Annotated in this window: 19 protein-coding genes and 1 tRNA gene; 13 read left to right on the top strand and 7 right to left on the bottom strand. The window is 58.3% G+C overall.

Annotated elements, in window-relative coordinates:
* Positions 1–84: 84 nt before the first annotated feature.
* From AO268_RS22935 to AO268_RS22900, 8 genes are all read left to right on the top strand, one after another.
* Positions 85–717: a TRAP transporter small permease gene (locus AO268_RS22935; protein ID WP_099169960.1), complete on the top strand. Its 633-nt coding sequence runs from the start codon at positions 85–87 to the stop codon at positions 715–717.
* The gene (gene dctM, locus AO268_RS22930; protein WP_099169959.1) at positions 717–1997 is read left to right on the top strand and encodes a C4-dicarboxylate TRAP transporter large permease protein DctM; all 1281 of its coding nucleotides are present in this window, start codon (positions 717–719) and stop codon (positions 1995–1997) included. Before AO268_RS22935 ends, dctM begins: the two co-directional genes overlap by 1 nt.
* Positions 1998–2108: 111 nt before the next feature.
* Positions 2109–4289 carry a transcriptional regulator NosR gene (gene nosR, locus AO268_RS22925; RefSeq protein ID WP_099169958.1) on the top strand — a complete coding sequence of 727 codons (2181 nt, stop codon included), beginning with the start codon at positions 2109–2111 and terminating at the stop codon, positions 4287–4289.
* Positions 4290–4327: 38 nt separating this feature from the next.
* Entirely contained in the window at positions 4328–6250 is a 1923-nt protein-coding gene (gene nosZ, locus AO268_RS22920) for a TAT-dependent nitrous-oxide reductase (protein WP_099169957.1), read from the top strand.
* 177 nt (positions 6251–6427) lie between these two features.
* Positions 6428–7687 carry a nitrous oxide reductase family maturation protein NosD gene (locus tag AO268_RS22915; RefSeq protein ID WP_268944908.1) on the top strand — a complete coding sequence of 420 codons (1260 nt, stop codon included), beginning with the start codon at positions 6428–6430 and terminating at the stop codon, positions 7685–7687.
* Positions 7687–8598: an ABC transporter ATP-binding protein gene (locus tag AO268_RS22910; protein ID WP_099169971.1), complete on the top strand. Its 912-nt coding sequence runs from the start codon at positions 7687–7689 to the stop codon at positions 8596–8598. Before AO268_RS22915 ends, AO268_RS22910 begins: the two co-directional genes overlap by 1 nt.
* The gene (locus AO268_RS22905; RefSeq protein ID WP_099169955.1) at positions 8595–9425 is read left to right on the top strand and encodes an ABC transporter permease; all 831 of its coding nucleotides are present in this window, start codon (positions 8595–8597) and stop codon (positions 9423–9425) included. Before AO268_RS22910 ends, AO268_RS22905 begins: the two co-directional genes overlap by 4 nt.
* Before the next feature lie 26 nt (positions 9426–9451).
* Positions 9452–9955: a nitrous oxide reductase accessory protein NosL gene (locus tag AO268_RS22900; protein WP_099169954.1), complete on the top strand. Its 504-nt coding sequence runs from the start codon at positions 9452–9454 to the stop codon at positions 9953–9955.
* A 20-nt stretch (positions 9956–9975) separates the two neighbouring features.
* Here the strand turns inward: AO268_RS22900 and AO268_RS22895 are convergent, their stop codons facing one another.
* Positions 9976–11262 carry an MFS transporter gene (locus AO268_RS22895; protein ID WP_099169953.1) on the bottom strand — a complete coding sequence of 429 codons (1287 nt, stop codon included), beginning with the start codon at positions 11260–11262 and terminating at the stop codon, positions 9976–9978.
* A gap of 143 nt (positions 11263–11405) precedes the next feature.
* On the opposite strand from AO268_RS22895, the gene ggt reads away from it, so the two are divergent.
* On the top strand, positions 11406–13130 hold the full coding sequence (gene ggt / locus AO268_RS22890; RefSeq protein WP_076964004.1) for a gamma-glutamyltransferase: 1725 nt from the start codon (positions 11406–11408) through the stop codon (positions 13128–13130).
* A gap of 228 nt (positions 13131–13358) precedes the next feature.
* A tRNA-Cys gene (locus AO268_RS22885) sits at positions 13359–13432 on the top strand.
* A gap of 434 nt (positions 13433–13866) precedes the next feature.
* Here the strand turns inward: AO268_RS22885 and AO268_RS22880 are convergent.
* Positions 13867–14835 carry an AraC family transcriptional regulator gene (locus tag AO268_RS22880; RefSeq protein ID WP_099169952.1) on the bottom strand — a complete coding sequence of 323 codons (969 nt, stop codon included), beginning with the start codon at positions 14833–14835 and terminating at the stop codon, positions 13867–13869.
* A 181-nt stretch (positions 14836–15016) separates the two neighbouring features.
* Here AO268_RS22880 and AO268_RS22875 point away from each other — a divergent pair, with 181 nt between their 5' ends.
* On the top strand, positions 15017–15715 hold the full coding sequence (locus AO268_RS22875) for an alpha/beta hydrolase (RefSeq protein ID WP_076964006.1): 699 nt from the start codon (positions 15017–15019) through the stop codon (positions 15713–15715).
* A 96-nt stretch (positions 15716–15811) separates the two neighbouring features.
* Here the strand turns inward: AO268_RS22875 and AO268_RS22870 are convergent, their stop codons facing one another.
* From AO268_RS22870 to AO268_RS32805, 4 genes are all read right to left on the bottom strand, one after another.
* Entirely contained in the window at positions 15812–16681 is an 870-nt protein-coding gene (locus AO268_RS22870; protein ID WP_099169951.1) for an AraC family transcriptional regulator, read from the bottom strand.
* A 189-nt stretch (positions 16682–16870) separates the two neighbouring features.
* A complete protein-coding gene (locus AO268_RS22865) occupies positions 16871–17272 on the bottom strand; it encodes a GFA family protein (RefSeq protein ID WP_099169950.1) in 402 nt (133 codons plus the stop codon).
* 389 nt (positions 17273–17661) lie between these two features.
* The gene (locus AO268_RS22860) at positions 17662–18702 is read right to left on the bottom strand and encodes a cyclase family protein (protein WP_099169949.1); all 1041 of its coding nucleotides are present in this window, start codon (positions 18700–18702) and stop codon (positions 17662–17664) included.
* A gap of 470 nt (positions 18703–19172) precedes the next feature.
* Positions 19173–19352: a hypothetical protein gene (locus AO268_RS32805; RefSeq protein ID WP_169899145.1), complete on the bottom strand. Its 180-nt coding sequence runs from the start codon at positions 19350–19352 to the stop codon at positions 19173–19175.
* 190 nt (positions 19353–19542) lie between these two features.
* Here AO268_RS32805 and AO268_RS22855 point away from each other — a divergent pair, with 190 nt between their 5' ends.
* Positions 19543–20817: an OprD family porin gene (locus tag AO268_RS22855; RefSeq protein ID WP_076964664.1), complete on the top strand. Its 1275-nt coding sequence runs from the start codon at positions 19543–19545 to the stop codon at positions 20815–20817.
* A gap of 115 nt (positions 20818–20932) precedes the next feature.
* Here AO268_RS22855 and AO268_RS22850 read toward each other — a convergent pair whose 3' ends face one another.
* Entirely contained in the window at positions 20933–21850 is a 918-nt protein-coding gene (locus AO268_RS22850) for a LysR family transcriptional regulator (protein WP_099169948.1), read from the bottom strand.
* A gap of 66 nt (positions 21851–21916) precedes the next feature.
* Between AO268_RS22850 and AO268_RS22845 the strand changes: the two genes are divergently transcribed.
* Positions 21917–22534, top strand: coding sequence for a LysE family translocator (locus AO268_RS22845; protein WP_099169947.1), 618 nt, complete (start codon positions 21917–21919; stop codon positions 22532–22534).
* Positions 22535–22567 lie beyond the last annotated feature (33 nt).

Raw genomic sequence — 22567 nt, 5'->3', positions numbered from 1 at the left:
CCGCCGAGAGGCCGTTGATGCCCCATCGCGGGCAAGCCCGCTCCCACATGTTGCGACCCCTTTCCCTGTAAGCGAGGTTTTGCCATGCAATCCCTAAGGCGCGTCTGGGAGCACCTGGAGGAGGGTTTTATCGCCTTCCTGCTGGCCGCCATGACCCTGGTGACGTTTGTCTACGTCATGCTCAACAACATCTACACCCTGTTTTTTGCCCTGGCCGACAAGTGGGCCTGGAGCAGCAGTTTTTTCAACGCCCTGGGCGACGGCACCATGACCTGGGCCCAGGACATGACCTGGAGCGTCGCCCTGACCAAGGCGATGTTCGGCTGGCTGATTTTCTTCGGGATTTCCTATGGCGTGCGCACCGCCGGCCACCTGGGGGTCGATGCCCTGGTGCGCCTGACGCCGCGCCGGGTCCAGCGCCTGCTGGGAATGCTCGCGTGCCTGTGCTGCCTGGCCTACGCCGGGTTGTTCATGGTGGCCAGCTACAAGTGGGTGAGTGCGGTGCTGGTGGCCGGGATCGGGGCCGAGGACCTCGATCATTTCGGCCTGGAAGTGGGGCATATCGCGCTGATCGTGCCGATCGGCTTTGCCCTGGTGTTGATCCGCTACCTGGAAATTTTCTACCGCCTGTTTACCCACCGCCAGGTCGGGTTGGGGCTGGCCGACGAAGCCGGTGAAGCCAGCAAGTTGGCCGGTAGCCATGAGGAGCGTGACTGATGGCCGTTCTCTGTCTGTTTTTACTGCTGTTGGTGTTCATGTTTCTCGGCGTGCCCATCGCGATTTCCCTGGGGTTGTCGGGGGCGATGTCGATCCTGATGTTCAGCCAGGACTCGTTAAGCTCTCTGGCGATCAAGTTGTTCGAAACCAGCGATGCCTACACCTTCCTGGCGATTCCGTTCTTCCTGCTGTCGGGGGCGTTCATGACCACTGGCGGCGTGGCGCAACGCTTGATCGATTTTGCCAACGCCTGTGTCGGCCATATCCGTGGCGGCCTGGCGATTGCCGCGGTGCTGGCGTGCATGCTGTTTGCCGCGCTGTCCGGTTCATCGCCGGCGACGGTGGCGGCGGTGGGGTCGATTGCCGTGGCCGGTATGGTGCGCTCCGGTTACCCCAAGGAGTTTGGCGCCGGGATCATCTGTAATGCCGGGACCCTGGGCATCCTGATTCCGCCTTCCATCGTGATGGTGGTGTACTCGGCGGCGACGGAAACTTCGGTGGGCAAGCTGTTTATGGCGGGGGTGATCCCCGGCTTGCTGCTGGGCCTGATGCTGATGATCGCGATCTACATCGTGGCGCGGATCAAGAAGCTGCCGGCACAACCCCGGGCGACCTTTGCCCAGTGGCTGGGCTGTGCCCGTCGCGCGTTCTGGGGCCTGTTGCTGCTGGTGATCATCCTCGGCGGTATCTACAGCGGCATGTTCACCCCCACTGAAGCAGCAGCGGTGGCGGCGGTGTACTCGGCGTTTGTCGCGCTGTTTGTGTACAAGGACATGCGCTTGAGGGATTGCCCCAAGGTGCTGCTGGAGTCTGGGCGCCTGTCGATCATGCTGATGTTCATCATCGCCAACGCCATGCTGTTTGCCCATGTGCTGACCACCGAACAGATCCCGCAGGAAATCACGGCCTGGGTCATCTCCGAAGGGCTGACGCCGATCGGCTTCTTGCTGATGGTCAACGTGGTGCTGTTGATTGCCGGCAGCTTCATGGAGCCCTCGGCCATTGTGCTGATCCTGGCGCCGATCTTCTTTCCGATTGCGATGAAGCTGGGCATCGACCCGATTCACCTGGGGATTGTGATGGTGGTGAACATGGAGATCGGCCTGGTGCATCCGCCCGTTGGCTTGAACCTGTTCGTGACCTCGGCGGTGACCGGCCTGACCCTGGGCCAGACCATCCGCGCGGCGATGCCCTGGCTGATGATCCTGCTGGCGTTCCTGGTGCTGGTGACGTACGTGCCGTTTATCTCACTGGCGCTGCCGCAGTGGTTGGGCATGTAGCCCAGCGCCCAAACGCCGCACCGCCTCCAGACTTGATTTCAATCAAGGGCTCACTGGCCACCTGCCACCTACCATCGACTTCATATTCCGGCCGTTGAAGTCAGTGAGCCCATGAACCGCCCCAAGCCCTCGACCCTCGCTACCCTGGCTGCAAGTCCCGTTACCTGGCTGGTTGTCCTGGTGCTGCTGTTCAGCCTGGCCGGCCCGGCCCAGGCCAAGTCCTATGGGGCGATCGAACAGCAGCGCATCGACAAGATCTTCCCCCAGGCCGACGCCATTTCCGCCGCCAAAGGCCCGTTCAAGGTGCGCACGCTGTCGGCCAAAGGCGCGGTCATCGGCTATGTGTTCCAGAGCCTGGATGTGGTGGACATCCCCGCGTACTCCGGCAAACCGATCAATACCCAGGTGATCCTCGACCCGGCCGAGGTGATCCGTGATGCCTATGTGCTGGAGCACCACGAGCCGATCCTGTTGATCGGCATTCCTGAGGCCAAGCTGCATGACTTCACCGCCCGCTACAGCGGGATCAACGTCAAGCAGCGGGTGGTGGTGGGGCATTCCAGTGACAGCCAGGCGGTGACCGTGGATGCGGTGGCCGGTGCCACGGTCACGGCGATGGTGGTCAATGAGGTGATCATGCGCGCCGCCCACGAAGTGGCGGTGTCGCTCAAGCTGATCGAGGACAAGGCCAGCACCGCGCAGAAAGTCGCGCTGGTGCGCGCTGACCTGTTCGAGCCGGCCAACTGGGCGCAGTTGACCGGCAATGGCGCGGTGCGCCGCTTGCACCTGACGCGCGGCCAGGTGGATGCCGCCTTCAAGAGCACCGAGGCCGAAGGCGTGGACGTGGCGGGGGCGGGGCAGGTCGACGAGACGTTTATCGACTTGTATGTGGCCGATCTCAACGCGCCGACCATCGGCCGCAACCTGTTGGGCGAGGCGCAATACCGCGTGCTGATGCAGGGCCTCAAGCCCGGCGAGCAGGCCATCGCGGTGCTGGGACGCGGGATTTTTTCGTTCAAGGGCTCGGGCTATGTGCGCGGCGGGATTTTTGATCGGGTGCAGTTGCGTCAGTTTGGCAATGTCATCAGCTTCCGCGATATGGACCACCAGCGCCTGTACGACGTGTTCGCCGAGGGCATGCCCGAATTTGATGAAATGTCGGTGTTTATCGTGCGCCCCCAGGCCGGGTTCGACCCTGGCTCGGCGTGGACCCTGGAGCTGCTGGTGCGGCGCCAGACCGGCCCGGTCAGCGGCACCTTTACCAGTTTTGAATTGCCGTACCAGATGCCCGAGGCGTACCTGGAACGCCCGTTGCCGACTGCCGCCGAACAGGCCGCCATCGACGAAGCCAACCGGCCGATGTGGCTGACGATCTGGTACCAGAAACAGTGGCAGGTCCTGGTGCTGGGCGCGGCCCTGGTGCTGTTGACGGTGATTCTGTTTTTGCAGGACAGCCTGGCCCGGCGCCCGCGCCTGTTGCATTGGGTACGCCGTGGCTACCTGCTGTTTACCGTGGTGTTTATCGGCTGGTACGCCCTGGTGCAGTTGTCGGTGGTCAATGTGCTGACCTTTGTGCATGCGCTGTTCCAGCAGTTCCGCTGGGAGCTGTTCCTCACCGACCCGCTGATCTTCATGCTCTGGGTATTCACCGCCGCCAGCATCCTGCTGTGGGGCCGGGGTGTGTTCTGTGGCTGGCTGTGCCCGTTCGGAGCGTTGCAGGAGTTGCTCAACGAGGCAGCGCGCACGCTCAAGGTGCGCCAGTTCGAGCTGCCGTTTGCCGTGCATGAGCGGCTGTGGGCGATCAAGTATTTGATCCTGCTGGGGCTGTTTGGCTTGTCCCTGGAGTCGATGGCCACTGCCGAGCGGTTTGCCGAAGTGGAGCCGTTCAAGACCGCGATCACCCTGCATTTCGACCGCCAGTGGTGGTTCGTGCTGTACGCGGTGGCACTGCTGGTGATCAACCTGTTCACGCGCAAAGTCTACTGCCGCTACCTCTGCCCGCTGGGCGCGGCGCTGGCGATCCCGAGCAAATTCAGGCTGTTTGACTGGCTCAAACGGCGCAAGGAGTGTGGCGATCCGTGCCAGTTGTGCGCCAAGGAATGTGAGATCCAGGCGATCCACCCCGACGGCCATATCAACGCCAATGAATGCCACTACTGCCTGGATTGCCAGATGACCTGGCACAACGACCACAAATGCCCGCCCCTGATCAACCAGCGCAAGAAACGCAACAAGGCCGCACCCACCCCTGGGCAATTGATCCCGGTGGTGCAGGTGGCGGTGCCTGAATGACGGCCTTGGGCACTCACTTTTCCCATCTGGAGCACATCATGAACGACAGCGAAGCGAAAAAGCCCGGGGCCACCCCGGAACCTGAAGGCATGAGCCGGCGTGGCTTCCTTGGCACTGGCGCCGTCACCGGCGCGGTGCTGGCAGGGGCCTCGGCCATCGGCGGTACGGTGTTTACCCGCGAGTCCTTTGCGGCAGCGGCCAAGGAGGCGAAGTCGAAGATCCATGTGGGCCCAGGTGAGCTGGACCAGTACTACGGGTTCTGGAGCGGCGGCCACCAGGGTGAGGTGCGGGTACTGGGTGTGCCGTCGATGCGTGAATTGATGCGTATCCCGGTGTTCAACGTCGATTCCGCCACCGGCTGGGGCCTGACCAACGAGAGCAAGCGCATCCTGGGCGAGGGCGCGAAGTACCAGAACGGCGATTGCCATCACCCGCACTTGTCCACCACCGATGGCCGCTACGACGGCAAATACCTGTTTATCAACGACAAGGCCAACACCCGCGTGGCGCGGATCCGCCTGGATATCATGAAGTGCGACAAGATCGTCACCGTGCCCAATGCCCAGGCGATCCACGGTCTGCGCCTGCAAAAGGTGCCGTATACCAAGTATGTGTTCTGCAACGCCGAGTTCATCATCCCGCACCCCAATGACGGCCACACCTTCGACCTGCAAGACAAAAACAGTTTCACCATGTTTAACGCCATCGACGCCGAGAAGATGGAAATGGCCTTCCAGGTCATCGTCGACGGCAACCTCGACAACGCCGACATGGACTACACCGGCAAATACGCGGCGGCCACCTGCTACAACTCGGAGAAGGCCTCCGACCTGGGTGGCATGATGCGCAACGAGCGCGACTGGGTGGTGGTGTTCAACATCCCGCGCATCGAGGCGGCGATCAAGGCCGGCAAGTTCATCAACCTCGACGGGGTCAAGGTGCCGGTGGTGGATGGGCGCAAGGGCGACGATGGCAAGGACAGCGAATTCACCCGCTATATCCCGGTGCCGAAGAACCCCCACGGCTGCAACACCTCGCCGGATGGCAAGTACTTTATCGCCAACGGCAAGCTGTCGCCGACCTGCACCATCATTGCCATCGACAAGCTCGACGACCTGTTCAGCGACAAGATCAAAGACCCGCGTGGCGTGGTGGTCGGCGAGCCGGAACTGGGCCTGGGCCCGCTGCACACCACCTACGACGGCCGGGGCTTTGCCTACACCACGCTGTTTATCGACAGCCAGGTGGTCAAGTGGAACATCGCCGAAGCCATCCGCGCCTACGGCGGCGAGAAGGTCAACTACATCAAGCAGAAGCTCGATGTGCATTACCAACCCGGCCACAACCACGCCTCGCTCACCGAAACCCGGGATGCCGACGGCCAATGGCTGATGGTCCTGAGCAAGTTCTCCAAGGACCGCTTCCTGCCCACCGGCCCCCTGCACCCGGAAAACGACCAGTTGATCGACATCTCGGGCGATGAAATGAAACTGGTCCACGACGGCCCGACCTTCGCCGAACCCCACGACTGCGTGATGGCGCGGCGCGACCAGATCAAGACCAAGAAAATCTGGGAGCGCAACGACCCGTTCTTCGCCGAAACCGTGGCCATTGCGGCCAAGGACGGGATCAAGCTGGAGACCGATAACAAGGTGATCCGCGACGGCAAGAAAGTGCGGGTGTACATGACGTCCATGGCACCGACCTATGGCCTGACGGAGTTCACCGTCAAGCATGGCGATGAGGTCACGGTGACCATCACCAACATCGACCAGATCGAGGACGTGACCCACGGCTTTGTCATGACCAACCATGGCGTGAGCATGGAAATCAGCCCGCAGCAGACCTCTTCCATCACCTTTATCGCCGACAAACCGGGGCTGCATTGGTACTACTGCAGCTGGTTCTGCCATGCGCTGCATATGGAGATGGTGGGGCGGATGTTGGTCGAGCGCACTTAACGGCGAGCACCAACCAATGTGGGAGCGGGCTTGCTCGCGATGGCGGTGTGTCAGCCAGGAATTACTTGACTGATCCACCGCCATCGCGAGCAAGCCCGCTCCCACACCAGATTTGTGTCGCTCCACAGATTGGGCTTTGATCAAAAGGAATACTCCGTGGCTCGACCCCTTACGTTATTGATCGGGTGTGTGTGGCTGCTGTCTTCGGCCACAACCAGTGCCGCTGTAGTGCCCATCACCGACTTGCCGTTGGTCGCCGCCGGCCCGCAGCACTGGCGCCTGCCCGCCGGCGACTACCAGGGTTCCTACAGCATCGACCAACCCCTGCAACTGACCTGCGAACCCGGTGCGGTGATCCATAGCCAGGGCCAGGGCAACAGCCTGTTGATCAACGCGCCCGACGTCACCGTCGAGGGCTGCACCTTCCTCGATTGGGGCCACGACCTCACCGCGATGAACGCGGCCATCTTCATCCAGCCCAAGGCCCACGGCGCGCTGGTCAAGAACAACCGCTTGCGCGGCCAGGGTTTTGGCGTGTGGGTCGATGGCACGGCGGATGTGAGCGTGATCGACAACCAGATCCAGGGCGACCCGGCCATGCGCTCCCAGGACCGGGGCAATGGCATCCACCTGTACGCGGTCAAGGGCGCGCGGGTGATCGGCAACCAGGTGCGCGATGCCCGCGACGGCATCTACATCGACACCTCCAATGGCAACCTGCTGCAAGGCAACACCCTGGAAGACCTGCGCTACGGCATCCACTACATGTTCGCCAATGACAACCAGGTGCTTGGCAACATCACCCGCCGCACCCGCACCGGCTATGCCCTGATGCAAAGCCGCAAGCTGACGGTGATCGGCAATCGCTCCGAGCAGGACCAGAACTACGGGATCCTGATGAACTACATCACCTATTCCACCCTGCGCGACAACGTGGTCAACGACGTGCGCGACGGCACCACCGGCGACACCATGATCACCGGGGCCGAAGGCAAGGCGCTGTTTATCTACAACTCGCTGTTCAACAGCATTGAACACAACCACTTCGGCCGCAGTGCGGTGGGTATTCACCTTACGGCAGGCTCCGAAGACAACCGGCTTGCCAACAATGCCTTTGTCGGCAACCAGCGCCAGGTCAAGTACGTGGCCACGCGCCTGCAGGAATGGTCGGCGGATGGCCGCGGCAATTACTGGAGCGACTACCTGGGCTGGGACCGCAATAACGATGGCCTGGGGGATGTGGCCTACGAGCCCAACGATAACGTCGACCGCCTGCTGTGGCTGTACCCCCAGGTGCGCCTGCTGATGAACAGCCCCGGCATCGAGTTGTTGCGCTGGGTGCAGCGGGCGTTTCCGGTGATCAAGTCGCCGGGGGTGATGGACAGTCATCCGCTGATGAAAGACCCCACGCTTTCCCTGCTCAAGGAGCCCGCATGATGCCTGTCGTCGAAATCGAAGGCGTGACCCAGCGTTATGGGCCCGCCACTGTGCTGCATGACTTGAGCCTGAGCCTGGCGCCCGGGGAGGTGCTGGGGCTGTTCGGCCATAACGGTGCGGGCAAGACCACCAGCATGAAACTGATCCTCGGTTTATTGCAGGCAAGCAGCGGCCAGGTACGGGTGTTTGGCCGCGCGCCCAGTGATCCCCAGGTGCGCCGGATGCTCGGCTATCTGCCGGAAAACGTCACGTTCTACCCGCAACTCAGCGGCCTGGAGACCTTGCAGCATTTTGCCCGGCTCAAGGGCGCGCCGATGAGCCAGGTCTTGACGTTGCTGGAAGACGTCGGCCTGACAGCGGCGGCGCGGCGGCGGGTCAAGACCTATTCCAAGGGCATGCGCCAGCGCCTCGGCCTGGCCCAGGCCCTGCTGGGCGAGCCGCGCCTGCTGCTGCTCGACGAGCCCACCGTGGGCCTCGACCCGATTGCCACCCAGGACCTGTATCGCCTGCTCGACCGCCTGCGCGGGCAGGGCACCAGCATCATCCTCTGCTCCCATGTGCTGCCGGGCGTGGAGGCCTATATCAACCGTGCAGCGATCCTCACCCAGGGCCGCCTGCTGGCCCTCGGCACCCTGGCGGCCTTGCGCGAAGAAGCCGGGCTGCCAACCCTGATCCGCAGCAGCGGCCTGCAACGTGCGGCGCTCTTGCAAAAACGCTGGAGCGAGGCCGGCCACGTGACCCAGCGCTGGGGCGCGCAAGGGCTGCAAGTGGCGGCGTTCAATGGCAATAAACTGGACCTGCTGCGCCAGTTGCTGGACCAGGACAGCCCCAGCGATGTGGAAATCGTCGTGCCGTCCCTGGAAGACCTGTATCGCCATTACATGGATAGCCCTGTGGAGCGTGCCCAATGACGCCGATCTGGAACATGGCCCGCAAGGAGTTCAGCGACGGCCTGCGCAACCGTTGGTTATTGGCCATCAGCCTGCTGTTTGCGGTGCTGGCCATCGGCATTGCCTGGCTCGGCGCGGCGGCGTCCGGGCAACTGGGCTTTACCTCGATCCCGGCGACCATCGCCAGCCTGGCTAGCCTGGCGACTTTCCTGATGCCGTTGATTGCGCTGTTGCTGGCCTATGACGCGATTGTCGGCGAGGACGAAAGCGGCACCTTGCTGCTGTTGCTTACCTATCCCCTGGGGCGCGGGCAGATCCTGCTCGGCAAGTTTGTCGGGCATGGGCTGATCCTGGCGCTGGCGACTTTTATCGGTTTTGGCTGCGCCATGCTCGCCATCGCGCTGCTGGTGGATGACGTCGAATTCAGCCTGCTGCTCTGGGCCTTTGGCCGCTTCATGCTGACCTCGACTTTGCTTGGCTGGGGCTTTTTGGGGCTGGCGTATGTGTTGAGCAGCGTTTCGGCGGAAAAGTCCACGGCGGCTGGGTTGGCCCTGGGGGTGTGGTTCTTTTTTGTCCTGGTCTTTGACCTGGCGTTGTTGGCGCTGCTGGTGCTCAGCGAAGGCCAGTTCAGCCCGACGCTGTTGCCCTGGCTGCTGCTGTTCAACCCGGCGGATGTGTACCGGCTGATCAACCTGTCGGGCTTCGATGCCGGCCCCGCATCGGTCGGCGTGATGGCCCTGGGTGGGGACCTGGCGCTGCCGGGGGCGGCGTTGTGGTTGTGCCTGGTGGCGTGGGTCGTCGGGCCGCTGGCCTGGGCCTATTGGCTGTTTGGGCGGCGCGCGGCATGATTTTTTTATCGGTGGAGCAAATAAGCATGAAAATGGGATGGGTGTTGCTGTTGAGCCTGCTGCTGATGGGGTGTGACAAACCGGTAGCGGCGGGGGCAGGGGATGGGCCGGTGGCGTTCCATCCAGCGGATGAGTGCCATGTGTGCGGCATGGTGATCAGCGAATTCCCAGGGCCCAAGGGCGAGGTGGTGGAGCAGGGCGCGGCGAAGAAATTCTGCTCGACCGCAGAAATGCTCGGCTGGTGGTTGCAGCCGGAAAACCATCATGCCCCGTCAAAACTGTATGTGCATGACATGGGGCGCAGCCACTGGGAGACCCCGGACGATGCCCATCTGATCGATGCCAGGACCGCGTACTACGTGCTCGGCACCGGGCTCAAGGGCGCCATGGGCGTGGTGCTGGCCTCGTTTGCCGAGCAGGCGGTGGCGCAGAAAGTCGCGGCCGATACCGGCGGGCGGGTGCTGCGCTTCGAGGAGATAGACCTGGCACTGTTGCAGCAGCCAAGTGGCATGGCCCATAGCGGTCATTGAGACTGCCCCGCTCCCACAGCCTATCGGTTGACCAACTTCGCCGGCAACGCAATCACCAGCAAACAACTGAGCAGCAGGCTGGCGGCAAAGAACCACATGGCCCCGGCGCTGCTACCGGTGATGTCGATGGCCAGGCCCATCAACGAGTTGCTGACCAGCCCGGCGATGTTCGCCAGGGAGCAGGCCAGGGCAAAGCCGGTGGCTGCTGCGGTGCCGGTGAGGAAGGTCGCCGGCAGGCTGAAAAACACCGGCACTGCGCCGAGGATCGCCGCCGACGCCACGGCAAACAGGGCCACGGTAGCGACCACGTTATGGGTGAAGAACGTGCTGCCGGCCATGGCCACGGCGCCCACCAGGAACGGCACGATAATGTGCCAGCGGCGCTCGCGGTATTTGTCGGAACTGGCGCCGATCAGCAGCATGCCGGCCAGCGCCGCCAAGCTGGGCAGGGCGGTGAGCAGGCCGATCTGGAAGGTGTCGCTGATTCCCGCGTTGCGGATCAGGGTCGGCATCCAGAAGCCCATGGCGTAGGCACTGAGCAGGATCGAAAAGTCGATCCCGCCGAGCATCCACACCTTGAGGTTGAAGAACCCATCGTGAAAGCGCCGTGGGCTGTGGCCGGCCTGGCTGTCATCGGCGTGCAACTGCTGTTGCAGCAGGGTCTTTTCGGCGTCAGACAACCATTTGGCCTGGTGGTAGGTATCGGGCAACGCCCAGAGCGCCAGCACCCCCAACAGCACACTGGGCAGTGCTTCAAGCAGGAACAGCCATTGCCAGCCACGCAGGCCGCCCATTTGGTCGAAGTGGCCCATGATCCAGCCGGACAACGGCCCGCCAATCACACTGGACAGTGGCAGGCCGATCATAAACAGTGCAATCACCCGCCCGCGGCGATGGGTGGGGAACCAGGTGGTCAGGTAATACAGCACCCCCGGTAGGAACCCGGCTTCGGCGACGCCGAGCAAAAACCGCAGCACATAGAACTGGGTGGTGGAGGTGACCAGCAGCGTGCAGGCCGAGAGCAGGCCCCAGGTGATCATGATGCGCGCAATCCAGATCCGCGCGCCGACGCGCTCCAGGATCAGGTTGCTGGGCACTTCAAACAGGATATAGCCGACAAAAAACAGGCCGGCGCCCAGGCCGAACGCGGTTTCGCTGAACTGCAGCTGGTCTTGCATCTGCAGCTTGGCAAAACCGATGTTGATGCGGTCCAGGTAGGCCGCCAGGTAGCAGAAACACAGGAAGGGAATCAGCTTCCAGGTGATCTTGTGGTACAGCGCGTGGATGGGGTCGGCGACCGTGGGCATCGGTGTATCTCAGGGCAAGGAGGAGGGCGGGGCGAATATAGCATTCCGTCACCGACACGCTCTGTCTGAAAAGCGCCACTTGGCTGGGGTTGGTGTGCGAAAGAGGCTACGTTTAACGCTTCCAATAAACAGAGTATCCACGGATGAACTACCAACCCTTTACCCGAACCTTGATCGCGACGGCCCTGGTCCTCACATTCAGCGGTGTGCAGGCGGCCTCCCAAGCCCCGGTGGCCGGTGAAAACGGCATGGTGGTGACGGCCCAGCATTTGGCGACCCATGTGGGCGTCGATGTGTTGAAGGCCGGCGGCAACGCTGTGGATGCGGCCGTGGCCGTGGGTTACGCCCTGGCGGTGGTCTACCCGGCAGCGGGCAACCTCGGCGGCGGTGGATTCATGACCGTGCAACTGGCGGACGGGCGCAAAACCTTCCTCGACTTCCGCGAAAAAGCCCCGTTGGCGGCCACCGCCGATATGTACCTGGATAAAGACGGCAATGTCGTCCCCGGCCTCAGCGCCAAAGGCCACCTGGCGGTCGGCGTACCCGGCACCGTCTCCGGCATGGAGCTGGCCTTGAGCAAATACGGCACCCTCAAGCGCGCCCAAGTAATCGCGCCGGCGATCAAGCTCGCGGAAGATGGCTTTGCCCTCGACCAGGGCGATATCGACATGCTGCACAGCGCCACCGAAGAGTTCAAAAAAGACCAGGACCTGCGCGGCATCTTCCTCAATAAGGGTGAGCCACTGCAGGTCGGGCAGAAGCTGGTGCAAAAAGACCTGGCGCGTACCCTGCGGGAAATTTCCGCCAAGGGCACCGATGGCTTCTACAAAGGCTGGGTGGCCAAGGCCATCGTTGACTCCAGCCAGGCCGGCAAGGGCATCATCGCCCAGGCCGACCTGGACAACTACCAGACCCGCGAACTGGCCCCCATCGAGTGCGACTACCGCGGCTACCACGTAGTCTCGGCGCCACCACCCAGCTCGGGCGGCCTGGTGATCTGCCAAATCATGAACATCCTCGAAGGCTACCCCATGGCCGAACTGGGCTACGGCTCGGCCCAGGGCACCCATTACCAGATCGAAGCCATGCGCCACGCCTACGTGGACCGCAACAGCTACCTGGGCGACCCGGATTTTGTAAAGAACCCGGTAGCCCACCTGCTGGACAAGGACTACGCGGCCAAACTGCGCGCCGCCATCGACCCGCAAAAAGCCGGTGACTCCATGGCCATCAAGCCCGGCGTTGCGCCCCATGAAGGCAGCAACACCACCCATTACTCCATCGTCGATAAATGGGGCAACGCGGTGTCGGTGACCTACACCCTCAACGACTGGTTCGGTGCTGGCGTCATGGCCAGCAAGACCGGGGTCATCCTCAACGACGAAATGGACGACTTCACCGTCAAGGTCGGCGTGCCCAACATGTACGGCCTGGTCCAGGGCGAAGCCAACGCCATCGCCCCCGGCAAGGCGCCCCTGTCGTCCATGAGCCCGACCATCGTCACCAAAGATGGCAAGGCGGTGATGGTCATCGGCACACCGGGCGGCAGCCGCATCATCACCGCCACCTTGCTGACCATCCTCAACGTCATCGACTACAAGATGAACATCCAGGAAGCCGTCAACGCCCCGCGCTTCCACCAACAGTGGATGCCCGACAGCACCAACCTCGAAACCTTCGCCCTGAGCCCCGACACCCAGAAAATCCTCGAAAGCTGGGGCCACAAATTCGCCGGCCCCCAAGACGCCAACCACCTGGCCGCCATCCTCGTCGGCGCCCCGTCCCTGGACGGCAAGCCGGTGGGTAACAACCGCTTCTATGGCGCCAACGATCCACGGCGCAATACCGGGCTGTCACTGGGCTACTAAGCGCAGACAGGGCAGGGGCCAGCCGCCCCTGTTCTGCTTCATAGAAGAATATTTTTTGAAATCAAGGGCTTGCCAGCCTCGGCAAATCAGTACATAATTGCCGCCATCGAACGCACTGAGGTATAAAAAACTTCAATGTTTTCAATGAGATAGAGTAGAGGCAAGCTTACATAGCCCACTCAAGTTTATAGGCGGTGAATGTCAGTGGTTTTGGCATTGATCGTTTGAGGCCGAGTAGCAAAATGGTTATGCAGCGGATTGCAAATCCGCCTACGCCGGTTCGATTCCGACCTCGGCCTCCACTCTTGAAAGCCCCGTAGATTAACGTCTACGGGGTTTTTTATTGGCTGTTGGAAAGTGCGGGCGTACCAAAACATTTGGGCTTGCGTACCAAAACTTTTCTATTTCGTAGGTGTAAGCGCGCGTCGGATTTGGCACCGCTTGACGGGTGATTTGGCACTGCCTGACACCGTCCAGGCTATGAAATTGCGCGAGATGTTTGGCACTCGCACTGTCTCAACCGTCTTATTCAGTTTGACTAGCGAGCCAGTTGGGTGGATTTGGGCGCAGACCGACGCTTGGAAAACCGTCTACTGTCGGCCTCTCAGGAGAGGGGGGCAGGGTGGGCGGTTACAGTCTGCTTGCAGGCGAAGGACTGGTGGCAGCTACTGTCTGAGGATTAAGGGGCACTGCTGAGGATTCGTACAGGGCGGTTTAATATGATCCTACTGAAATATCACACAGCATATTTCAGGCGATACTCAGTTGGTGTCAGTCCTAGCTCCCGGCGAAAGGCTCGACTAAAAGCTACATCAGAGTCATAGCCCAGATCTTCCGCTATTTTTGATACTCGTTGGTTTGAAGACCTGAGGCGTTTTCCTGCGAGCTGCATTCTCCAGCGAGTCAAGTATCGCATCGGTGAGTCTCCAACCATCCGGCCAAATTTATTTGCAAAATTTGATCGCGATTGGCCGACCTCAAGAGCGAGTTTTTCTACAGTCCAATCTGCTCCAGGCTCTGAGTGCAGTAATGCAAGGGCGTGGCCGACCATTGAATCGCGTAATGCCGCAATCCAGCCCGTGATCTCGGCAGGAGCGGTGAAAAGCCAATTTCGGATTGCCCAAATAAACATCAGGTCAATGATCCTAGACAACATAATCGCACTCCCTATTGACGGGAGCGCCATCTCTTTTTGCATCGCTGCGACCGTCAGCGCCAACCACTCTTTTGATCCAAGCGTGTCAGGCTCAATACTTGGTCTGCTTGATACATGCAAAAATTTTGGTAGGCCCAACATCAACGCTTGGCCACCTACGCTATCAAACTTGAAAAATCCACTCGTGATTTTTTTAGTAGGTTCTGGACAAGCGTGTTCAGCGTTCTCCGATGAAACGCCTTGAAACTGGATGCAGTGACTGATGCCACTTGGGGCGAAAATTATGTCCCCCGGGGAGAGGGAGATCGGCTCCTTGGTATCATGAGGATAAAGCAGAAAAACTCCGTGATGGACTATGTGAAAATAAGCGATTTCTCCATTAAATATCTGTTTTTCATCGGTTTTATATTGTCGATCAGGAAGCAGTTCACTGCACATTTCAGCTTTGCTGAATATATCAAAAAAGACATCGGCAGCCGGGTCTCTAATGTCCTTTTTGAAAGGTACGGAGTCATGGCGTTTTAGCACGTTCTTTGGCGTTTTAGTCATGGTAAATAGTTTCCTCTCGCCATAATAATCCTCCGGCCAAGAGAGTATAGCGAAGGTCAGCGGCTGATTTGGGCTGCTAAACCGATCCAGAGTGCCTCTGGCGTTGATTGATGGCGTATCACGCCATTCTATGCGCTTCCGCTATGCGGATGTTTTTACTGACAGGTAGAGGGGTCGAGCAATGAGTGATAAACCTACGATTTTGCTGGTACACGGCTTTTGGGGCGGTGCAGCACATTGGAGTAAGGTAATTGTTGAACTGGCTCGCAAAGGTTATACGTCCATACATGCAGTTGAAATGCCTCTGACTTCCCTCGCCGAGGATGCTGAGCGTACTCGCAAGATGATTGCCCAACAAAAGGGGCCAGTTTTGCTTGTGGGACATTCGTACGGCGGTGCTGTTATTACTGAAGCGGGTGATCAGCCTAACGTGATCGGGCTCGTTTATATTGCAGCATTCGCTCCTGATGCGGGTGAGAGTCCTGGTGAAATTACGCAGCGAAACCTGCCTCAAGCAGCTGCCAACCTTGAGCCTGATAGCGACGGTTATCTGTGGGTAAAACCGGATAAGTTCCATGAGAGCTTTTGCCAAGATCTATCAGACAGTGAGGCCTTGGTCATGGCGGTGACCCAAAAAGCACCACTGGCTAGTGCCTTCGGTGACAAAGTTACGGCCCCCGCATGGAAGAAAAAGCCATCGTGGTATCAGATTTCCAGCGAAGACAGGATGATTGATCCCGTAAATCAGAGATTAATGTCAGCAAAGCTCAATCCAAAGAATCTGATTACTTTAGCGACCAGCCATGCTTCGTTGGCGACAAGACCCTTTGAGGTCGCCTCGTTCATTGATGACGCCGCAGTGGCAGCGTCGAACCTATAACTTTAAGTGAAAAGGGGCAGATTTATTTATCTCTGATAAATCTGCCACAATTTCTCTCACTGCCGCCAACTCAAGGCCAAAAACTACTTACTCCCCCTATTGCAGCGGAACATAAATATCCGTTTGCCATTGATCCATCGGCGTCTGGGGATAGGTGCTCAGGTAGTTGAAAAACAGTGGCTGGTCACGCAGTTCCTCTCCACTGGTAGGAAGCCAGTCGCGGTAAATCGGGTAGATCGTTTCGCCAATATGATCCGGTGACCCCGCGTGTCGCACCACAACGCAGCGCCCGCCAGGAATGACGAGCTCGTGCACGCCGAACTCATTCGGCGCCACCGCCTCATGAATCTCGCCGCAGATTGCGAAGCGGAATGCTTGGGGAGGTGTTGTGTCGGGGTTGTTATAGGGAATGCCGAAGGTACGACTCGATGCCTGCGGCGACTGACCGCTCTGGATTCGCCATTCGATGAACTTGCGCACACTCTCATTGACGAGCCCGGGAGGGCCGCAGTGCTCAAGCGCTGCTACTTTGACCTCGGGGAAATCCACGATTCTTACTTGCATGATGATAGTCCTGGAAAAGTGAGGGATTGCGAAGACCGTATTCCAGACCTGCCAGTTCGGTTCCTTGCTAAATGCACTCGGTGTCATGCCGATCGCCCGCTTGAACGCCCTGCAAAATGCCTCGGGGCTTTCAAAGCCGGCATCGAGTGCCGCGTCCAGCACCGAGTGATCCGCAAGGGCCGCCAGGCGATGTGCCGCGCGGCGTAGGCGCATCAGTTGCACATAACGTGAGACCGGCACGCCAACGAACGCGGTGAATTGGCGGTGGAAGTGAAATGCCGAAAAGTTTGCCACACGGCTCAACGTCTTCACCGACAGGTCACCTTCGAGATTGCCATCAATGTAGGCGAGCACGGCGTTGAAGCGTTTTGTGTAAGCGCAATGGGGCGGCAGGTCAGACACTGGAAAAGCTCCTGGAAGTACGGTCGCCAATAGAGTCGACTATAGCGACGTAAGGGGGCCTAGCCGAGTTTGCTCAAGGCATGAGGCTGGCCCACCGTGGCGGGGACGTCGAACAGCCTACGCAACAGGTACTGGATGTGTTGTGGGGGGAGTACGTGTCAAAGACAGGAGCGTTTCGACCCAAAGCCTTCAGTCGACCTGAGGGCATGGGTTGAAGAGTATGTACCAGTGGGCTGCGGAGTCGAGATGGATGTGTTTCTGCTTTTGAGGCAAGAAGGGTGTATCAAGCGTGCCCAGTGCTATTGAAACCCAGTTGGCAAACTCGCCTTGAGACCGTGACCAGAACAATGCCGACCCGCACTGCGTGCAAAACTCGCGTACTACCGTCTTTGACGATGCATAAGTTTTGATATGGACGGAGCCACCAACTATGCGCAGCGCGCTATGCGGAACACTGCCGTAAGAAGCAAATGCTGCCCCATGACCTTTGCGGCACTGGCTGCAATGACAATGAATCACTGCTTTCGGTGTGGCGGATAGCTCGTAACTGACGGCTGTGCATAGGCAGCTTCCCTGGTACACCTTTGTCATACGCTCTTCCATTGATGCGAAAAACGCCAGCGTAACCGGCGCAGTCTAATCAGTCGACTGACCGCTTTCTTCCGATTTTATTGAAGAGGTCGTTCCCCTGTGTGGCTTGCAGCAAAATCTCTTCATTGTCCGGCGGGAGCTTACACAGCATGATGGGGGCGAGGAGCGACTGTTTTACTCATGCAACCTTGAAGATCGCATCCCGGCTAATACGGTGAAAATGCAACAGAGGGACATAAGGGGGGGCGGATTTATTTATCGAAAAAAGTGGCCTGTTCTCCGAAAATAAATCTGTCCCGTTTTTATAGTCCCGTTTTTATACAGCCTCCAGAGCATTTCATCTGGCTTAGATCCTTCCTCGCCACTCTGGCGGGACGGCCTGGAGGGAATTAGCTCGAAGCCGCTCCAATAGCGACGGGCCTCACGGGAGATTGAGCACCCCCTTTGATCTTCAAGGGCAGGACTATTGCGCAAGATGACCAGACCTGGTTTTCTGCCAGTTCGTCCAGCTTGGCGTTCTGGATCTGATAGATGCCCGCCTGAGTCAGATTGTTATGGTGGATAGCGAAGGGGAGCCCCTTAGGTGTTCCCTCCGGTTGTTTCGTGCCGTCGAGCATGCCTTTTGGAGCTGGGTCAGTGAACGGGTTATCCAAAGCGACTGCCACGATTTCATGCTGCTGCAAATAAAGCGCTGCGTCATAACCGAGCCCCGGGCCCTGGGTGTAATACTTTGCTGGAGCTTCATCCCAGTTCTTACCCCAGCCTGTGTAAATCAGCAGCATATCTCCGGGCAGGAGACCTCGTTTGGCCAGCCCTTGTGCTTTTAGCATGCCTTCGATATCAGCCTGGCTGATAATCTGATTGTCGTTGAGACGCTTGCCATTATTCAGGTAGCGAGCGGCATCCAGCAAGATGGCGGAGGTTACAATGGGCGGGACTTTTTCGATTCCCAGGGCTTGGAGCCTTGAATCATCGGTAGGTTTGATCTGCTGATGTGTCCAGCCTCCGTAGTATTTGAGTTTGTCTTTTGGAAACTCACCCTTGCCATCCCATATGAATGGAAGATACCCGAAGTGGCCAAGGGCATCGATCTGAGTGCCTTGCCCCCCGATATTTCCTTGGACCGATTCGGTGTTGAAGCCGTGGCGAGTATTAGGTAGGCCATGCGGGGCATCAAAGCGATACTGTTCGTTCTCGGCGAACTTCGCTTGTGGCATCTCATTGGCCCGCTCGTGAGAGAGTTCAAAAGCTTTGGCGCCTGGTTTTTCTAACTCAAGCGCGCAACGCGCCCAAGTAGCAGTACCGAGATGACGGGCCATGCCGATCTGATCTTTTAGGTTTTCGGCCAGAGCGGGTGTCGATATTATTGGAAGAATAGACAGCCCCAGCCCCCAAACTGAGATGCCAAACTTCCTCTTTACGCTGCTCATGACGATCTCCTCTAGGTGAGTCGCCAAGGTAGACAAAAATACTCAGGAAAAAAATAACAATAAACTTAATTATGTTCTAAAGATTTCTTATTAATTGATAAACAACTGCCCCGGATGCGTGTCTCAAATTCGCCGACCAGGAGGGAGCTAGTTTCCTTGCGGAGATTATGGATATACCATCTTACGGGGTCTTGTAGTAACCTTTTAAATGACGATAGAGTTTTGCCAAGTTTAAAGTCTTTAATTTTATTAATTTAACTGCCGCTAGGAATTGAATGGCAGCGTTGATTTTTTTGTCGCCGACGATGGCGAAAATTTTGATTTCGTCTTTGTGGTTTTTATATCAAAAAGGAATTCTCATATTCCTTTAAGCTATAAGACGGAAGGTTGATATTTTGGGGTTGACGAGCTTTCCTGGAGGAATTACGTTTGGCGTAATTCGATTACGAAAATGAAAAAGGCTGTTTAGATTAAAAACCTGTAAGCGATTTCACCCGTCCCATGCCATGCGGTAACCCTAAAAAAATAAAAGGTACCTTGCGATGCAGAATCAGATTGTCAGTTTTCGTACTGCGCTTGGCGCTAGTCCGATGTCCCGTTACCAGCTTGTTTTGCTCCTTCTTCTGCTTTATTCCGGTCGCGTTATTCATTTTGAAAGTCCGATCCTCTGGAGAGAAACCTACTGAGGAAGGCGTGCTCGCGCCCTTATCGCTGGAATCGACAAAACCCTGCCCCGACTCATACCGTACAACTTGATGTTATTTGGATGAGTATTCCGTGTATTCGCATGTTGTTCGGGATGCGGCCATTTTTATCGCTTGATCGTCGAGAATAAAAACAATGACCTTCTTTCGTTGTGTATCTGCGCGTCCGCTTACTTTGCTGATAACCCCGTTGTTTTTTACCCTGACGGTGCCTCAGGCCTTTGCGGATTTTATCAGTGACAGTAAAGCCAGCATCGATATGCGTAATTTCTACTTTAACCGCGACTTTCGCCAGCCGACTGCCACACAATCCAAGCAGGAGGAGTGGGCACAGGCATTTACATTGCGCTATGCCTCCGGTTACACCTCGGGCCCGGTGGGTGTGGGGCTCGATATGATTGGCCAGTTGGGCATCAAGCTGGATTCGAGCCCAGATAGAGCCGGCAGTGGACTACTTCCTCGGGGGCGCTCAGCACCGCGTCGAGCGCCTGACGATTTCGGACGCTTAGGGCCCACCATCAAGTTGCGTGCTTCAAACAGTCAATTGAAGGTCGGTACGCTGATTCCCAGGCTTCCCACTGTGCTGGCCAACGACACCCGCCTGATACAGCAGACCTATCGGGGGGCTCATCTGAACAGTTCTGAGATTGATGGACTGACGTTGGATTTTGGCCGCCTGGACAGGGTCAGTCAGCGCGACTCGTCGAATGCAGAAAAGATGACCATCACCACGGGAGGAGCCAAGGGGATTGTGGTAGGCAAGAGCAGTGATCGTTTCGACTTTGCAGGGTTGACCTACCAGTGGCAGCCAAGGCTCGCAACGGGGCTGCACTATGGCCGGTTGGAGGGGCTCTATGAGCAGAAGATTATCAATCTGGTGCATACGTTGCCCATTGCCCAGGGCCAGGTCCTGAAAACCGACTTACGCTATGCTTGGGCCAAGAATGGGACCAACAGCAACGTTGATAACCGGGCTCTGGGTGGGATGTTTACTTATACTTTGGATAGTCATGCATTTACGGTTACCTTCCAGAAAATGAATGGGAAAACGGGGTATCCCTATCTGGGTAATGGCGATCCATTCTTGGTTAACCTCGTGCAAATATCTGAGTTCGCCAACCGTAATGAACGTTCGATGCAAGCCCGCTACGAGTATGACTTTACCGCCCTGGGGGTTCCTGGCCTGACCTTTATGACTCGTTATGTGAAAGGGGATAGCATTGAGTTGGGGGGCGGTCTTCCCGAGGGTTCGGAGTGGGAGCGCAATACCGACCTGGGTTACGTGATTCAAAGCGGTCCAATGAAAAATGTGGGTATCAAATTGCGCAACGCAACCGTGCGTTCCCGCAATTTTGGTAGCGATATAGATGAGAACCGTTTGATCTTTAACTATACGTTGGCGCTGTGGTGAAACTGATCACGTGAAAACGTGTTGATTTTTTAAAGAGTGAAGACTGCCCCCATGCTGATGAAAACGTGTCGATCAGCAAGCGGGTCGCAACGGATGTCACGAAAACCCATAAACGTCAGCCCACAGCCTGCAACCATTCAAGCAGTTTCATTTCCACGCTACCCGGCTTAGGTGCGGTAGGCGAGAGTAGGCAGTACTGCGAGCCATCTTCAACAAATCCCAATGGCGCGGCTAACACACCGCTTTGGATATCGTCGCGCACCAAGTGCCACGGGCCAATGGCCACTCCAAGGCCTGCAACAGCCGCCTGGATGCTGAAGTAAAAGTGCTCAAATGGTTGCATGTCCATGGCCGGAGTGGGCAGTCCTTTTGCACTGGCCCACTCTTGCCAAGCCGTAGGCCGGCTCGTCGTCTGCAGCAGCGGGGCTGAGGAGAGCAGGGCTTGCCTGCGTTTGCCAAACCACTGCTCGGCCTTTTCCGGCCGGCACACTGGGCCGACCTTCTCTGGGAATAGGGGCTCGGCATGGTAGTCGGCAGGTCGGGGGAAGTCGTCCCGGCGAATGGCCAGGTCGATCCCCTGGTTGAATGAGAAGGGGCCACCGCCGGCAACCAGGTGAATGTCCAGCCCTTGATGATGGGCCTGGAAGTCGCTCCAACGAGGGATCAACCAGCGCATCAGCAGCGTTGGCTCGCAGGACAAGACCAGCTGGCGGGTTCGCCGGGCATCGGTGCGTATCCCGCGCACGGTCTGGTTTATCAAGCCAAGCCCTTCACTGACCGCTTTTGCCAGGCGTCTTCCGGCCTCGGTCAAGAACACCCTTCGGCTGCGCCGCTCGAACAGATCAACGCCCAAATCCTCTTCCAGCAGGCGCACTGCGCGGCTAATGGCACCAGGGGTCAGGTGCAGTTCGTCAGCCGCACGGGCGAAGTTTTCGAGGCGGGCGGCTGATTCAAAGCAGCGCAATGCAAGCAGAGACGGCATGCGGCTCTCAGAAATCAGTGAGTTGCAGTCACTATTTCCTTCAGGAATCATCGTTATTACCCAGGCATAAGATCTGTAAATATTGCGTCATACGACCAATAGATCAAAGGGTACAACATGGGCGAATGGATAGCAGTAATCACCATCACACTCCTTGCATGCATCAGTCCGGGGCCAGATTTCGCCATGGTATCGCGCAACGGATTGCTCCTGTCTCGACGGGCAGGGGTGTTCACCGCTGTGGGAATTGGCCTGGGGGTGCTTGTCCACGTGGGCTACACGCTGCTTGGGCTCGGGGTGGTGCTGCAACAGACACCTTGGTTGTTCAATGTATTGAAGCTGGCTGGAGCGGCCTATCTCGTCTACTTGGGCATCAAGATGCTTCGCTCCAAGCCGGCCCTTGAACCGTTGGACGCCGCGCCACCGGCTATGTCGGATCTGGCAGCGCTGCGTACGGGGTTTCTGACGAATGCGTTGAATCCGAAAACATCGATCTTCATCGTCAGCCTGTTCATGGGGGTAGTACGAGCAGACACCCCGTTGACCGTGCAAATGGCCTATGGGTTATTTATCGCTGGCGCGCATGTGCTGTGGTTCAGCCTTGTCGCGCTATGTTTCTCGGCCGGGATGGTGCGCGAACGGTTAATGGCCGCGCGACATTGGATTGATCGCATCTTTGGCGGCCTGCTTGTGGGCTTCGGGATCTTACTGACAGTGACCCAGCGTTCCGGTTGAGTTGGATGGAACTTGGGGCTTGAGAAGCGCGGC

It is taken from the genome of Pseudomonas sp. ICMP 8385 (assembly GCF_002699915.1).
In the GTDB taxonomy this organism is placed as follows: domain Bacteria; phylum Pseudomonadota; class Gammaproteobacteria; order Pseudomonadales; family Pseudomonadaceae; genus Aquipseudomonas; species Aquipseudomonas gessardii.
The sequence above is the reverse complement of the archived record's forward strand: the minus strand, read 5'-3'. Positions and strand labels throughout refer to the sequence as shown.

Excerpts from the sequence above, each read along its gene's own strand:
- AO268_RS22880 (WP_099169952.1), bottom strand. The coding sequence starts at position 14,835 with ATGACTAAAACGCCAAAGAACGTGCTAAAACGCCATGACTCCGTACCT.
- AO268_RS22850 (WP_099169948.1), bottom strand. The coding sequence starts at position 21,850 with ATGATTCCTGAAGGAAATAGTGACTGCAACTCACTGATTTCTGAGAGC.
- nosR (WP_099169958.1), top strand. The coding sequence starts at position 2,109 with ATGAACCGCCCCAAGCCCTCGACCCTCGCTACCCTGGCTGCAAGTCCC.
- dctM (WP_099169959.1), top strand. The coding sequence starts at position 717 with ATGGCCGTTCTCTGTCTGTTTTTACTGCTGTTGGTGTTCATGTTTCTC.
- AO268_RS22865 (WP_099169950.1), bottom strand. The coding sequence starts at position 17,272 with ATGACAAAGGTGTACCAGGGAAGCTGCCTATGCACAGCCGTCAGTTAC.
- AO268_RS22875 (WP_076964006.1), top strand. The coding sequence starts at position 15,017 with ATGAGTGATAAACCTACGATTTTGCTGGTACACGGCTTTTGGGGCGGT.
- AO268_RS22845 (WP_099169947.1), top strand. The coding sequence starts at position 21,917 with ATGGGCGAATGGATAGCAGTAATCACCATCACACTCCTTGCATGCATC.
- AO268_RS22855 (WP_076964664.1), top strand. The coding sequence starts at position 19,543 with ATGACCTTCTTTCGTTGTGTATCTGCGCGTCCGCTTACTTTGCTGATA.
- AO268_RS22935 (WP_099169960.1), top strand. The coding sequence starts at position 85 with ATGCAATCCCTAAGGCGCGTCTGGGAGCACCTGGAGGAGGGTTTTATC.
- ggt (WP_076964004.1), top strand. The coding sequence starts at position 11,406 with ATGAACTACCAACCCTTTACCCGAACCTTGATCGCGACGGCCCTGGTC.
- AO268_RS22905 (WP_099169955.1), top strand. The coding sequence starts at position 8,595 with ATGACGCCGATCTGGAACATGGCCCGCAAGGAGTTCAGCGACGGCCTG.
- AO268_RS22895 (WP_099169953.1), bottom strand. The coding sequence starts at position 11,262 with ATGCCCACGGTCGCCGACCCCATCCACGCGCTGTACCACAAGATCACC.
- AO268_RS32805 (WP_169899145.1), bottom strand. The coding sequence starts at position 19,352 with ATGAATAACGCGACCGGAATAAAGCAGAAGAAGGAGCAAAACAAGCTG.
- AO268_RS22860 (WP_099169949.1), bottom strand. The coding sequence starts at position 18,702 with ATGAGCAGCGTAAAGAGGAAGTTTGGCATCTCAGTTTGGGGGCTGGGG.
- AO268_RS22910 (WP_099169971.1), top strand. The coding sequence starts at position 7,687 with ATGCCTGTCGTCGAAATCGAAGGCGTGACCCAGCGTTATGGGCCCGCC.
- nosZ (WP_099169957.1), top strand. The coding sequence starts at position 4,328 with ATGAACGACAGCGAAGCGAAAAAGCCCGGGGCCACCCCGGAACCTGAA.
- AO268_RS22900 (WP_099169954.1), top strand. The coding sequence starts at position 9,452 with ATGAAAATGGGATGGGTGTTGCTGTTGAGCCTGCTGCTGATGGGGTGT.